The organism is Duganella sp. SG902 (assembly GCF_013376005.1).
GTDB lineage: Bacteria > Pseudomonadota > Gammaproteobacteria > Burkholderiales > Burkholderiaceae_D > Rugamonas.
On the sequence record NZ_JABMJK010000005.1, the window covers coordinates 62,314 to 75,976 of the forward strand.

The window sequence follows — 13,663 nt, forward strand, 5'->3', positions numbered from 1 at the left end:
GTCAGCGCTTGCGGTACAGGCGCTCGCGCTTGAGCACCGGCTCGAAATGCGGCGCGTAGGCGGAGAAGTCGAGGCTTTCCTTGCTGCCCAGGCCGAGGAAGCCGCGATGGCACAGCGACTCGTGGAACAGGCCCAGCGCGCGGTCCTGCAATTTCCGCTTGAAATAAATCATCACGTTGCGGCAACTGATCAGGTGGGTTTCCGCGAACACCGCGTCGGTGGCCAGGCTGTGGTCGGCGAAGGTAACGTTCTCGCACAGCGCGCTGTCGAACAACGCGGCGTTGTAGGCGGCCGTGTAGTATTCGGAAAAGCTGCGGGTGCCGCCGGCGGCCTGGTAATTCTGCGTGTACTCGCGCATCGCCTCCAACGGGAACACGCCCTTGCGCGCCTTCTCCAGCGACTGCGGGTTGATGTCGGTGGCGTAGATCATGCTGCGCTCCAGCAGCCCCTCCTCCTTGAGCAGGATGGCCAAGGAATACACTTCCTCGCCGGTGCTGCAGCCGGCCACCCAGATCTTCAGCGACGGGTAGGTGCGCAGCACCGGCACCACGTGCTCGCGCAGGCCGGCGAAATAGCTCGGGTCGCGGAACATGGAGGTGACCGGGATGGTCAGGAATTGCAGCAGCTGGCTGAACGCGGCCGGCTCGTGGATGATGCGCGCCTGCAGCGCCGAGATGCTGGCGCAATCCATCTCCTTCAGCGCGTGCAGCACGCGGCGCTTTTGCGAGGCGCCGGTGTAGTCGCGGAAATCGTAGCTGTACTTCATGTAGATGGCTTCCATCAGCATCTTCAGCTCGATGTCGGTGTCGCTGTGCTGCATGTTCAGCTCCGCTCGGCGTTCGGCATCCACACGCGCAGCAGCGAGTACAGGCGCGACAGGTCGATCGGCTTGGCCAGGTAGTCGCTGGCGCCGGCCGCCAGGCATTGCTCCTGGTCGTCCTTCATGGCCTTGGCGGTGATGGCGATGATGGGCAGGCGCGCGAAGCGCTCGTCGGCGCGGATGCGGCGCGTGGCCTCCAGCCCGTCCATGCCCGGCATCATCACGTCCATCAGCACCAGATCGATGTCGGCCACGGTGTCGAGTTTCTCCAGCGCCTCGTGGCCGTTGCGGCCCACCTCCACCAGCGCGCCCTTCTGCTCCAGCGCGCTGGTCAGGGCGAAGATGTTGCGCACGTCGTCGTCCACCAGCAGGATGCGGCGGCCCTCGAACACGCGGTCGCGCGCGCGCACCGTCTTCAGCATGCGCTGGCGTTCGCTCGACAGGTCGGCCTCGACCTTGTGCAGGAACAGCGTCACCTCGTCCAGCAGCCGTTCCGGCGAGCGCGCGCCCTTGATGATGATGGAGCGCGAATAGCGGTGCAGGTCGGCCTCCTCGGCGCGCGACAGGTTGCGGCCGGTGTACACGATCACCGGCGGGAACGCCGCCAGCGATTCGTTGGCCATGCGCTGCAGCAGCTCGTTGCCCTGCATGTCCGGCAGCTTGAGGTCGATGATCATGCAATCGTAGACCGTGGTGCGCAGCAGCGCCAGCGCCTCCTCGCCGCTGCCGACGGCGACGATGTCGACATCGTCATCGGCGATCAGCTGCACCACGCTGTCGCGCTGGCGGTCGTCGTCCTCCACCAGCAGCACGCGCTTGATCTTCTGCGTGAGCTTGGTTTCGATGCGGCGGAACACCTCCATCAGCTGCTCGCGCGTGGTCGGCTTGAGCGCGTAGCCGATGGCGCCCAGGTGCAGCGCGGCCTCGCCGTTGTCGCTGCCGGACACCACGTGCACCGGGATGTGGCGGGTTTGCGCGTCGTCCTTCAGCAGTTGCAGCACCGACAGGCCGGAGCGGTCCGGCAGGCGGATGTCGAGCAGGATCGCGTTCGGCTTGTATTCGCGCGCCAGCGCCAGGCCCTCGTCGGCGTCGAACGCCACCAGGCACTGGTACTGCTTCTCGTGCGCCAGCTCGTACAGGATGCGGGCGAACGGGGCGTCGTCCTCCACCACCAGCACCAGCCGGCCGCGCGCCGCCCCGGCGGCCGCGACCAGCGCGCGGTCGTCGTCGAACGGGCGCGGCGCGGCCGGCGCGGGGGCCGGCGGTGGCGGCGGCACCTCGGGCAGCGGCGCGGCGCTGGTTTCCACCACGGCCGGCGCGCTGGCGCTGCCGGCGCGCGGCCCCGGTTCCGGCGCGGTCCACGCCACCGGCAGCGTCAGCGTGAAGCAGCTGCCCTTGCCCGGCTCGCTGACCAGGCTGATGGCGCCGCCCAGCAACTGCGCCAGGTCGCGCGAGATCGACAGGCCCAGCCCGGTGCCGCCGTACTTGCGGCTGGTGGTGCCATCGGCCTGCTGGAAGGCGTTGAAGATGCCCTGCTGGTCTTCCGGGCGGATGCCGATGCCGGTGTCCTGCACCGAGAACGCCACCGCGTCCGCGCCGTGCGCCTGCACCGACAGCGTGATCTGGCCGGTGCTGGTGAACTTGAGCGCGTTCGACAGCAGGTTTTTCAGTATCTGCTCCAGCCGCTGGCGGTCGGTCACCATGGGTCCGGGCACGTCGTCCGCCACCTGCAGCTGGAAGGCCAGCTTCTTCTGCCGGGCCAGCGGATCGAACACCATCGCCATGCCCTCCACCACGTCGCGCGCGGACAGCTGCTCGGGCACCAGCTCCAGCTTGCCGGCCTCCACCTTGGAGATGTCGAGGATGTCGTTGATCAGGTTGAGCAGGTCGTTGCCGGCCGAGTAGATGGTGTTGGCGAAGCGCACCTGCTCCTCGTTCAGGTTGCCGGGCGCGTTGTCCGCCAGCAGCTTGGCCAGGATCAGCGAGCTGTTGAGCGGCGTACGCAGCTCGTGCGACATATTGGCGAGGAATTGCGACTTGTACTGGCTGGCCCGCTCCAGCTCGCGCGCGCGCTCCTCCAGATCCTGCTGCGCTTTCAGCAGCTCGGCGTTCTTCTGGTCGAGCGCCTGGCCTTGATCGGCCAGCTGCTCGTTGGTCTGCTCCAGCTCGGCCTTCTGGTTTTCCAGGCTGGCCTGCGACTCCTCCAGCACGCGCGACTGCTCCTCCAGCTCCTCGTTGGCGGTGCGCAACTCCTCCTGCTGCACCTGCAATTCCTCGTTCAGTTGCTGGGTCTCGGCCAGCACCTCCTGCAGGCGCTGGCGCGAGGCGCTGGCCTCGATGGCGGTGCCGATATTGCCCTTCACCAGCGCGAGGAAATCGAGATCGCGCTCGCTGACGGGGCGCAGCAGGCCAAGCTCGATCACGCCATTGATCTCGCCATCGCTGTCCACCGGCGCCAGCAGCACGCTGGCCGGCGCGCCCGCGCCCAGGCCGGACGCCACCTGGATGTAATTGGCCGGCAACGGTTCGAGGCGGATGATGCGGCGTTCCAGCGCGGCCTGGGCGACCAGGCTCTCGGCCGGCTTGAACTGCTGCTCGCGCCGCTCCCATTCCTCGCTGAAGCCATAGGACGCGGCGCGGCGGAAACTGCCGTCCGCCGCCCGCACGTACAGCGCGCCCACCACCACGCCCATGTAACGCGCCAGGAATTGCAGCAGCGCCGACGACAACTGCGGCAGCGCCAGCTGGCCCAATCCCTGCTGCGCCAGCTCGCTCTGGCCGGTGCGCAGCCAGGCTTGCTGCTGCAACTGCGCGGCGTGCGTGGCGTGCTCGTTCAATGCCTTGTTAAAGACCTTGGACAGGCCGGTCAGCTCACGGCGGCCGAACCACGCGAGCAGGCCGCCCACGCCCAGCGTGAGCACCAGATAAATCACCGCCACCCAGGTGGTGACGGCGCGCGCGTCCTCGTTGCGCTGCTGGCGCATGCGCATCTCGGCGGCGACGAAGCCATCGAGCTGGCGGCGGATCTCATCAAACTGACTCTTGCCGCGGCCGGTCTTGACCGAGCCGGTAACGTCGCCGTTGGCGGCGCGCAGCCGTATCATTTCCTGCGCGTACTGGTCCCATTGCTGCTGCTGGTACTGGATGGTACGCAAGCGGTCGACCTGCATCGGGCTGTCTTCGACCATCTTGGCCAGGCCGGCCAGGTTGGCAGCCACCTTGGGCTTGGACAATATATAGGGTTGTAGGAAAGTCTCGTCGCCAGCCAGCAGATAGCCGCGCAGGCCGGTCTCCATGTCCACCATTTCCTTGCCGATCTGGTTGGCGTTGCCGATCACGCGTTCGCTGTGCTCGACCCAGTTCATGGTGTTGACCAGATAAGCCAGCAACACCACGAACACCCCGGCGCTCACCACCCCGGCCGCGAGCGGCAAGGTGACATTGCGGGCAAGGATGCGACGGAAGCCGCGTTCGTCGAGCGTGGCGGAATTGGGCATGATACGGGCCAAGTTAACTTGAGAAGCAAGAAGTTTATCTCAAATACAAGTTTGACCAACTCACCATTTCAACCGTGCGTGAGGGGAATAACACAGCCCGCACACGCTTGCCGCTAGGCAGCCTGTTTCTCCGCGCCGCCGTACCAGATCACGCCGTCGGCGCGGATGGTGGTGCGGTTCAGGATGCGGCGCGTGGCCGGCGTGATCGGAGTCGCCTTGTGGCCCACGTGCAGGTTGTCGGCGATCACCACGTCGCCGGGCAGCCAGTGGTGGCGGTAGGTGGCGCCCTCGCGCGAATAATGCCGGTCCACCGCCTCCATCAGCGCGCGCGAGTGGTCGGCGCCATAGCCCAGCACGCCGGCGGTCAGGCCCATGTTCAGGTACAGCGCCGGCAGCCGGGTTTTCGGATGGCGCAACACCAGCGGATGCACCACGCCATTGCGGTGCGCCGTCTTCAGGCCGTCGAACTCCTGGCGGATCTCCGGCCGCAGCTCGGCATAGGCGCGCTGCAGGTCGGTGAACAGGGTGTCGCCGCCCTCCTGCGACTGCACTTCCGAATACCAGAAGCTGATCGGCGTCGGATCCTCGCGGAACGAGCCGTCCGAATGCCAGTAGCGGCCCACCTCCACATGGCCGTCCTCCGGCCGGCTGGCGACGCGGAAGATTTCCGGCCAGCCCTGCAGCTGGCCGCGCATGGTGGGGAAGGTCTCCAGGCTGCCGAACAGACGGCTGGCGGCCAGCTGTTCTTCCGGGGTAAACGACTGGCCGCGCACCACCAGCATGCCGTATTCCAGCAATGCCGCGCGCAGCAACTCAGCCATGCCCTCATCGGCACGGCGCAGATCGACGCCGGCAATTTCAGCGCCAAAACCAACAGGTAGCGGGGTGATTTTCATGTGGCCTCCTAAATGAAAAACACTATAATCCGCACCCAATCTGCTGATAATATGGTCAGATTCGCACTCACTTTTGCGCAAGGCGCAACGACATGGATAGATTTGCCGAACTCAAGGCGTTTTGCCTGGTCGCCAGCAATGGCGGTTTTTCCGCCGCCGCGCGCCAGCTGGGCGTGGCCACCTCCTCGGTCACGCGGCTGGTCGACTCGCTGGAACAACGGCTGGCGGCGCCGCTGCTGAACCGCTCGACGCGCAGCATCACCCTGACCGACAGTGGCCGCGCCTACTTCGAACACGCCACCCAGATCCTCGCCGCGCTCGATGAGGCCGACGATGCCGCCGCCGGCCGCGACGCCGAACCGGCCGGCGTGCTGCGCATCGCCGCCCCGGTCACGCTGGCGATCCGCTACATCGCCCCGCTGCTGCCGGCGCTGGCGCAGCGCTATCCGCGCCTGGAGCTGGACCTGCGGCTCAGCGACGCGCTGACCAATATGGTGGACGAGGCGATCGATGTCGCCATCCGCATCGGCAACCCGCGGCAACAGCCCAACCTGATCGCCCGCAAGCTGGCCGGCCACCAGCGCCACATCGTCGCCAGTCCCGCCTATCTGGCCGCGCACGGCGCGCCGCAGACACCGGAGGAACTGGCGCGCCACAACTGCCTGCTATTCGCCTACGACAGCCAGCGCGCCACCTGGCGGCTGCGCCGGGAAGGCCTGGCGACCGAGGTCGAAGTAGGCGGCAAGCTACAGGTCAACAATGCGGAAATGCTGCGGCAGGCCGCGCTGGGCGGCCTCGGCCTGGCCCTGCTGCCGGGCTGGCTGATCCAGCAGGACCTGGACGCGGGCGCGCTGGTCACCGTGCTGGCCGACTACCAGGCCAACCCCGGCGACATGGACGTCGGCATCTACGCCGTCTACCCCGCCAACCGCCGTGGCGCCGCCAAAATCCGCGCGTTCACCGACATGCTGGCGGCGACGCTGGAGTAGGCAAGCAGGACGGCTGGCCAACCGCTTTACAGCTTGTAGTTCAGCCCCAGCAGGATCTGGCGGCCGTAGGTGGTGTAGCGCTCGGGCGCGTAGGAGCCGCCCGAGAACGGGTCGCCCTGGCGGGTCTGGTAGGGCGAGTTGTTCAGATTGTTCACCTGGAACAGGAACGACAGGCCCTTGTAGCGGCCCTCCTCGATCGCATAGCCCAGCTGCAGGTCGATCTGGCGCTCGGCCAGGATCTCGCTGAAGGCGCGCTGGGCGAACAGGCCGGTCACCTCGCCGCGATACGCGGAACGGTAGCGGCGGCTGGCGCGCGCCGAGTAGCCGTCCTTCTCGTAGTACACGGTGAAGTTGGACACCACGCCCGACAGGCCGGGCAGCTTCTCCTTGGTGCCCGGACCGTTGGGATGGATCGAGCTCTCGGTGCCGGACATGCTGCCGGTCACGCCGAAGCCTTCCAGCGGCGCCCACAGCAAGCCGGCGTCGAGCGAGCCCGACACTTCCACGCCCTTGACCATGCCGCCGGTGCCGTTGGCCGGACGGTTCAGTGTGCCGATGTCCTGGATCGGCACCACCGCCGACGGGTTGGGGAAGCCGGCGAAGCTGAACGCGGTCTGCTGGTTGTAGATGTAACTTTGCAGCTTCTTGTACCACAGCGCGCCGGCGATGTAACTGCGCTTGCCGATGTACTTCTCCATCGACAAGTCATACGAATTGGCGCGCCACGGTTCCAGGTTCGGATTGCCGCCGCTGCCGTTCCACATCCGGGTGGTGGAGTCGACGCCGCCGGCGATGCCGGCACGCATGTCCGACATCTGCGGCCGCGCCACGGTCTTGGCCGCGCCGAAGCGCAGGTTGGTGGTGCTCAGGTATTTGTCGAGGTCGAAATTCAGGTTCAGGCTGGGCAGCACGTCGGTATAGTTGGCGCCGCCGTTGATGGTGCCCAGCTTGCCCGCGTTGACGGTGGCGCCGCGCGATTGCTGATCGACGTTGACCGCTTGCAGGCCCAGGTTGCCGCGCAGCGGAATCGGGCCTAGATCGGCATCGATGCCCAGCTTGGCGTAGGCGGTGGTGATCTTCTCGGTCACGCCCCAGTCCTGCAACGCCTGGTCATCCGGACGTGCCGGCTGCTTGTCGTAATATTTGTTGAGCACACCCAGCACGTCATAGCTCATAACGGCCGGAATGCCGGCGAACGACAGCGAGGTCGATGGCTGCAGCAGGTCGGACGACACGGTGGCCGGAGCGCGGCCGTTCTTCAGGAACCAGTAGTTGTTGGTGTCGGCGTGGGTCTTCTCGCGGCGGGTGAAATTGACGCCGCCTTCCAGGCTGCGGAAGATGCCGTCCAGTTCCTTCTTGGCCGAGAACTTGGCCGAACCCAGCTTGTCGTCCACCACCGGATGGTGCATGTCCGCATCCTTGCCCCAGCCGCCGACGTCGGCCAGCTTGATGATCTTTGGATCGGTGTAGTTGAAGCTTGGGGTAAAGGTCGGCAGGCCGCTGGCGGTCGGGATGCGGAAGCCGAAGTCGTTGTCGGTGATGTGCGAACCGGCCGGACCAAGGCCGGCGTAGGTTTCCAGCACTTCCTCGCGGCGCTTGGCGGTCGAGTAGGACAGGTCGCCGATCAGGGTCCAGCCATCTTTCCTGAAAGTGTTGTTCCAGCCCAGCGCGCCCATCTTGTCCTTGCGCTGGTTGTAGTCGTTGCGCACGATCGGTTCAAGGTTGACCAGCTTGCCGCCCACCAGCAGGCGCGTGCCGCCGATGGTTTCCACGATCGGATCGCGGTAGGTCACGTCGCTCCACTGGTGCGAGTTCCACATCATGCCGCGCATGGTGGTGTTCTGCTTGAACTCGGAATAGTACAGGTCCAACGTGCTGCGGAATTCTTTCGACGGGCGGTATTCCAGCACGCCCATCAGGCCATCGCGCTTCTGCTCGCGCGAGGAGGCCGTGACTTCGGCGCCTTTCAGCGCCACCACGTCTTCCATGCCGGCCGGCAGCTTGTTGTCGCGGCCCCACCACCACGATTTGTATTCCTTCTGCTGCCCCGGCGAGTCGAGGTGGGCATAGCCGACCGCCACGCCCAGCGTGTTGTTGAGGAACTGGTCCACATACGAGGCGCTCAGGCGGTTGCCGTTGGCCGAGGTGTTGGAATTCAGCTTGCCATTGGAGTTATGCTCACCGCGCACATTCAGCACGATGGTGCGCTGGCGCACGTCCAGCGGGCGCACGGTTTGCAGGTCCACCGTGCCCGACAGGCCGCCGGCGGCCAGCGAGGCGTCCGGCGTCTTGTACACGGTGACGCCGTTGATCAGCTCGGATGGATACTGGTCATACTCGGCGCCGCGGTTGTTGCTGGTCGAAACCTGCTCGCGGCCGTTGAGCAGCGTGGTGGAAAAGTCCGGCGCCAGGCCGCGGATCGAAATCACTTGCGCGCGGCCTTCCACGCGCTGCGCGGTCAGGCCGGCAAGGCGGGCGATCGATTCGGCGATTGACACGTCCGGCAGCTTGCCGATGTCTTCCGCCGTCACCGCCTCGACGATGGAATCGGCGTCGCGCTTGATGGCCATCGAGGTTTCGATGCTGCGGCGGATGCCGGTCACCACCACCTCCTGCACCGGCGCGTCCTCGGCCTTGGGCTGGGCCGCCTGCTGGGCGTGGGCCGGCGCGGCCGCGAACGCCATGGCGGCGCAGGCGGCGGCAATGGGAGTCATCCTGATTACGTAGTTTTGCTTGTTCATTGTCATCTCACTCTTATAGTTTTAACGGAAAGGCTGCGGTGCGGTGCTGCTGGTCATCCAGTCCCGCAGCGGCTGGTGGACTTCATACGCCTGGCTGCCGAAGGACTTGAAAAGGGTTTCGATATCGCTCAGCGATGCGGTGGTGAAATCGATCTTGGGCACAGGCGCGCCGGCGGCGTTGGTGACCATGCCCCAGGTGCCATTGCCCTGGCCGCCGCTGTTGGTCACCACTTTCCAGCTCCACGCGGTGACGGCCCAGCCATATCTGGCGTAGGTATCGAAGGCGGCGCGGGCGATCTGGCCGCCCAGGTCCAGGCCCAGGCCGGTCCATGGCTGCATCTCGCCGATGAAGAACGCTGTGTCGACATTGCGGATGCGGTTGTCCCACTCGCACACGCCGCTGTTGCTGCCGCCGGCGCAGGTCAGCCAATCCTTGTGCACTTGCAGGCCGATCTGGCCCCAGCCAAACAGACCGGGATAGAAATGCATCTCGAAGGCGACGTTACTCATTCCTTGCTCGGACGGCTTGCCGTAAGCATTGATGCCGCTGTTGTGGCCGGGCAGGATCACCACATGGTTGGGATCGACCGCGCGGATGGCGCTGTACAAGGTCTTCACCACGCTGGCGAGCGTGGCGGCATCCGTGCCCCATGGCTCGTTGAGCACACTGTAGCCGGCCACGCTGACGCGGTCCTTGTAGCGCGCCGCCACCTGCTGCCACAGCCAGATGGTGCGTTGCTGGTATTCCGGCGTGCTCCAGTAGAGGTTCTTGCCGGCGCAGCCGCTGTGCTGCTCCCAGCCTTGCGCGCCGACCGCGCCATGCAGGTCGAGGATGACGTACATACCGCGCTTTTCGGCCTGGGCGATGGCGTCGTCCAGATAACGCCAGGCGTCGGCCCGCAGCGTGCGCGGATTTTTTTCATCTTCCACCACGCTGTAGATGAACGGCAGGCGCACCACGTTCAGGCCGAACTTCTGCATCTGATCCCAGTCGCGGGTCGTGATCCAGTTGTCGCGGAACAGTTGCATCAGGCGCTGGCGTTCGACGTAGCCAAAGCGTTCATCCAGCTTGGCCTCCAGCTTGCACTGGTCATCGATGCCGTTGCCGCCCTGCCCCATCATCCAGAATTCATTGATCAGCCAATTGCCGAGGTTGACGCCTTTCAGCGTGATCGGGCTGCCGTCGGCCTTCAGCCATTTCGCGCCCTGGGTGCGCAGCATGGTCAGCGGCAGCGCTGGCACCGGCGTTACCGGGGTCGGCTTGATGACTTCCGTCACGGGCGGTGTCACCACCGGCGGCGCGGTGGGCGTGCCGCCACCACCGCATCCAGCCAGTACGAACAAGCTCAAACTACAAATCGCGCGAAAAAGCATCCCCAACCTCCCTCGTGTGGAAGCGCTTCCAGATCAAAGTAGAGAAAAGCTGCCCAAGGCAGCGCCGGTTTATTGCCAGCTCATCGCCAACTGAAGGTGGCGACACTGGTCGCCGGCAAGGTGTAATCGAAACTGCGCTGGCCGAAGCGGACCGCGAAACTGCGCGCCTGCTTGGCCGAGTTCACCACCAGCAGCGCCACCGAGCCATCGTCGGCGTTGCGGAAGGCGACCGTGTCGAGCTGGTCGTAGCCACTGGTGGAGGCGATGCGGCGCGCCCCCTGGCGCACGAAGCGGCTGGCATGGCCGAGCGCGTAATATTCCTCGTTGCGCGTGACCTTGCCGTCGCGGCTGTCGATGGTGACCACGCCGCGGCAGTCCTTGCAGCCGCCGAGATGCGGACCGTCGTTTTCATCGAGCGCCAGGTTCCACAACAACACGCCCTTGGCCCAGCCGCGCGTGGTGCCGATCACCAGCACCCTGGCGAAATGCTGCAGATTGTCCGACCACACCGGCGCCCATTTGCCGCCCGAGCATTCGGTGAAGTAGGTTTCCTTGTCCGGCCAGCGGTCATGCAGCGCGGCCTGAACGCGCACGTCGCCGCCGTAGCAGTGCCAGGCCACGCCGTTGACGTACTTGTTGGCGACCGGGTCTTTCAGCACGTCGGCCGGCGACCACGGCTCATCCCAGTTGTGGTCCCAGTCGAGGATTTTGGTTTTCGGATGCTCCTTGGCCAGCAGCGGGCCGAGATGACCGCCGATGAAGGCGGCGCGCTTGGCCGGATCGACGCGCATGCCGGGATAATCCTTGGGCTCGAAGTGCGGTTCGTTCTGCAGGGTCAGCGCGAAGATCGGCACGCCTTCCTTTTCATACGCGCTGACATAGCGCGACAGGTAGTTGGCGAAAGGCGCGAACGCCTCCGGCTTCAACGTGCCCTGGATCAGGCTGTCGGTGGATTTCATCCAGCCGGGCGCGCTCCACGGCGAGGCCATCACGCGCAGCTTGGGATTGATGGACAGCGCGGCCTTGGTCACCGGCAGCACATCGGCGCGGTTGGCGTCGATGGAAAAGTGTTGGAGCTCGGGATCGGTCTGGCCCGGCGGCATGTCGTCAAAGCTGTAGTGATGACGCGAGAAGTCCGAGGCGCCGATGGTCAGGCGCGTGAAGCTGAAGCCGAGGCCGGGCGCCTTGCCAAACAGCTCGTTGAGCAGATCGGTGCGCTGCTGCGGGTTCATCTTGTTTTGAATCAGCCAGGCCGAAGCATCGGTGATGGCTGCGCCGAAGCCCACCATTTCCTGGAAACGCTGCTTGGGATCGACTTCAATGATAGTGGCGGCCGTGGCGCCGTTGTGGAACCTGGCGTCGGCGCCGCGCGCCAGCAGCTGGGTCTGATCGCCGGTGGTGATCCACGCCTGCACCGTCTGCGCGTGCGCGGCGCCGGCCAGCGTCAGCAGCGCAGCCGCGAGCAGTGTAGAGAGGGATTTGAAAGACGACGGGCGCAACGCTCCATCGCCCGGCAATGCAGGGCTGGCTGTCAACATGCTGTCTCCTCGCGCAGGCGATATCGTGGTCGCCTATCTCACTTGATTCACTTATAAATTAAATGGAAGCGTTTCCATTTATTGAAAGAACTATAGCACCGGCAAATCTGCGATGTCAACGAAAGCGCTGCGGGTGTGGGATTTTTGTCGGCAGCCGGCAGTCAAGCCGCGCCGTCAAACGTGCGCGGTTCAGCGGGTGATGGTTTCCCAGTCAAGCTCAAACCGGGCCAGGTATTTTTTCAGGCGATCGGCATCGTTGGGCTTGGCCTTGGCGTCGCGCGAGACCGCGTACAGTTTGCGGCCGGCATCGGACATCGATTTCGATGTCCGGCACACCTCGATCACCGAGCGCAGTTGCATGGCGTCGAACAAATCCAGGTTCGCCACGGCCGGCGCCGGCATCACGCTTTCCAGATCGAAGTCCGCCGGCTCCGGCCGCTGGTCATGGCTCCGCCATTGGCGCCGCAAGCGCGCCAGCTCCACCTGCACCACTTCATCGTTGATGCGTCCGGCCTCCGCCAGCGTCGCCATGCGCGTGACCGAGGCCGACAGGTCACGGAAGTTGCCGCTCCACGCCGCCTGAGGCGACGCCGCATAACGCATATAGCGCTCACGCGCCTCCTTGTTGAAGCGTGCGATCTGCCCCTGCTCCGCTCCCACCTGCGCCAGCAGATAGTCGATGTTGGGCTCGATATCTTCCGGGCGGTCCACCAGGCCTGGCAACTCGTACGTCCACAAATTAATCCGCGCGAACAAGTCCTCACGGAAGCGGCCCGCGGCGACCTCACGCGCCAGGTCGCGATTGGTGCCGGCGATCAGCTGGAAATCGCTCTGCACCTCATGGTCGCCGCCCACCGGGAAGAAGCGCTTTTCCTCCACCGCCTTGAGCAGCATGGCCTGTTCATCCAGGCCGAGTTCACCGATTTCATCCAGGAACAGCAAGCCTTTGTGCGCCGCCCGCAGCAAGCCCGGCCGGTCCGATGACGCGCCGGTGAAGGAGCCTTTGATGTGGCCAAACAACGTCGATCCCGCGCCATCGCCGTGCAAGGTCGCGCAGTTGATTTCCACAAAACGGCCATCAATCTGGTGCCGCGCTTTCTTCAACTCGTACACGCGCCGGGCCAGGAAGGACTTGCCGGCGCCGGTGGGTCCCATCAGCAGCATCGACGCGCGCGAGCGTATCGCCACCCGCTCGATCTCATCGATCATCGCATTGAAGCGCGCGTTGCGCGTGGCAATGCCGGACTTGAGAAAGGCCACGCCCTCCTCCTGCTCGCGCGAGAAACGCTGCGCGATGCGGTCATATTTGGACAGGTCCAGATCAATCAGCACATGAGAGCCGGGCTCGCCCGGCCCCTGCCGGCGCGGCGGCGACGTTTGCAGCAGGCGGCCCGGAAAATAAAACGCCTCGGTCATCAGAAACAGGCAGATCTGCACCACGTGCGTGCCGGTGGTGATGTGGATCCAGTACTCCTCGTTCTCGGTATCGAAGCGGTAGGACTGCGCAAAGTCATACAGCGCGCTATACACCTGCTCGAAGTCCCACGGGTCATCCATCGGCACATCATGCAACGCCACTGTGGTTTCCGGCGACACCGTGGCGATATCGGCCGCCACCGAGCGCGCCAGCTCGCCGAACTTGCCGCTGTACAGCAGCTCAAAACGGTGGACCACCAGATCCGGATGCTGAGTGATGGCCACACTGGGACGCCAGCGCTCCCAGCGCGCGGACGCCTTGCCGGCGTCCAGTTGCGTACCCACAAAGCCGATGACAACAATCTTTTTCATATAAATTTTTATCCTTTAGG

8 protein-coding genes are annotated in these 13,663 nt (G+C 65.2%); 1 reads left to right on the top strand and 7 read right to left on the bottom strand.

Annotation, left to right across the window (positions count from 1 at the left end; genetic code table 11):
- Window position 1: 1 nt before the first annotated feature.
- From FHW83_RS12365 to FHW83_RS12375, 3 genes are all read right to left on the bottom strand, one after another.
- The gene (locus tag FHW83_RS12365) at window positions 2–820 is read right to left on the bottom strand and encodes a protein-glutamate O-methyltransferase CheR (RefSeq protein WP_176646665.1); all 819 of its coding nucleotides are present in this window, start codon (window positions 818–820) and stop codon (window positions 2–4) included.
- Between the two features lie 2 nt (window positions 821–822).
- Window positions 823–4,317, bottom strand: coding sequence for a response regulator (locus FHW83_RS12370; protein WP_176646666.1), 3,495 nt, complete (start codon window positions 4,315–4,317; stop codon window positions 823–825).
- 113 nt (window positions 4,318–4,430) lie between these two features.
- Window positions 4,431–5,213 (bottom strand): TauD/TfdA family dioxygenase, encoded by a 783-nt coding sequence (locus FHW83_RS12375; RefSeq protein WP_176646667.1) that lies wholly within the window; start codon window positions 5,211–5,213, stop codon window positions 4,431–4,433.
- 92 nt (window positions 5,214–5,305) lie between these two features.
- Here FHW83_RS12375 and FHW83_RS12380 point away from each other — a divergent pair, with 92 nt between their 5' ends.
- Window positions 5,306–6,202: a LysR family transcriptional regulator gene (locus FHW83_RS12380; RefSeq protein WP_176646668.1), complete on the top strand. Its 897-nt coding sequence runs from the start codon at window positions 5,306–5,308 to the stop codon at window positions 6,200–6,202.
- A 26-nt stretch (window positions 6,203–6,228) separates the two neighbouring features.
- On the opposite strand, the gene FHW83_RS12385 is transcribed toward FHW83_RS12380, so the two are convergent.
- The 4 genes from FHW83_RS12385 to rtcR all read right to left on the bottom strand — a co-directional run bounded on the left by FHW83_RS12385 (window position 6,229) and on the right by rtcR (window position 13,643).
- On the bottom strand, window positions 6,229–8,916 hold the full coding sequence (locus FHW83_RS12385; RefSeq protein ID WP_229224153.1) for a TonB-dependent receptor: 2,688 nt from the start codon (window positions 8,914–8,916) through the stop codon (window positions 6,229–6,231).
- A gap of 48 nt (window positions 8,917–8,964) precedes the next feature.
- Window positions 8,965–10,293, bottom strand: coding sequence for a glycoside hydrolase family 5 protein (locus FHW83_RS12390; protein ID WP_229224154.1), 1,329 nt, complete (start codon window positions 10,291–10,293; stop codon window positions 8,965–8,967).
- A gap of 104 nt (window positions 10,294–10,397) precedes the next feature.
- Window positions 10,398–11,855 (bottom strand): glycoside hydrolase family 30 beta sandwich domain-containing protein, encoded by a 1,458-nt coding sequence (locus tag FHW83_RS12395; protein WP_176646671.1) that lies wholly within the window; start codon window positions 11,853–11,855, stop codon window positions 10,398–10,400.
- A 189-nt stretch (window positions 11,856–12,044) separates the two neighbouring features.
- Complete coding sequence (rtcR, locus tag FHW83_RS12400) at window positions 12,045–13,643, bottom strand: RNA repair transcriptional activator RtcR (RefSeq protein ID WP_176646672.1); 1,599 nt, start codon at window positions 13,641–13,643, stop codon at window positions 12,045–12,047.
- Between the last annotated feature and the right edge of the window lie 20 nt (window positions 13,644–13,663).

What these genes read in the sequence shown, in the direction of transcription:
- FHW83_RS12370 (WP_176646666.1), bottom strand. Translation starts at nt 4,317, where the DNA reads ATGCCCAATTCCGCCACGCTCGACGAACGCGGCTTCCGTCGCATCCTT.
- FHW83_RS12385 (WP_229224153.1), bottom strand. Translation starts at nt 8,916, where the DNA reads ATGACTCCCATTGCCGCCGCCTGCGCCGCCATGGCGTTCGCGGCCGCG.
- FHW83_RS12375 (WP_176646667.1), bottom strand. Translation starts at nt 5,213, where the DNA reads ATGAAAATCACCCCGCTACCTGTTGGTTTTGGCGCTGAAATTGCCGGC.
- rtcR (WP_176646672.1), bottom strand. Translation starts at nt 13,643, where the DNA reads ATGAAAAAGATTGTTGTCATCGGCTTTGTGGGTACGCAACTGGACGCC.
- FHW83_RS12380 (WP_176646668.1), top strand. Translation starts at nt 5,306, where the DNA reads ATGGATAGATTTGCCGAACTCAAGGCGTTTTGCCTGGTCGCCAGCAAT.
- FHW83_RS12395 (WP_176646671.1), bottom strand. Translation starts at nt 11,855, where the DNA reads ATGTTGACAGCCAGCCCTGCATTGCCGGGCGATGGAGCGTTGCGCCCG.
- FHW83_RS12365 (WP_176646665.1), bottom strand. Translation starts at nt 820, where the DNA reads ATGCAGCACAGCGACACCGACATCGAGCTGAAGATGCTGATGGAAGCC.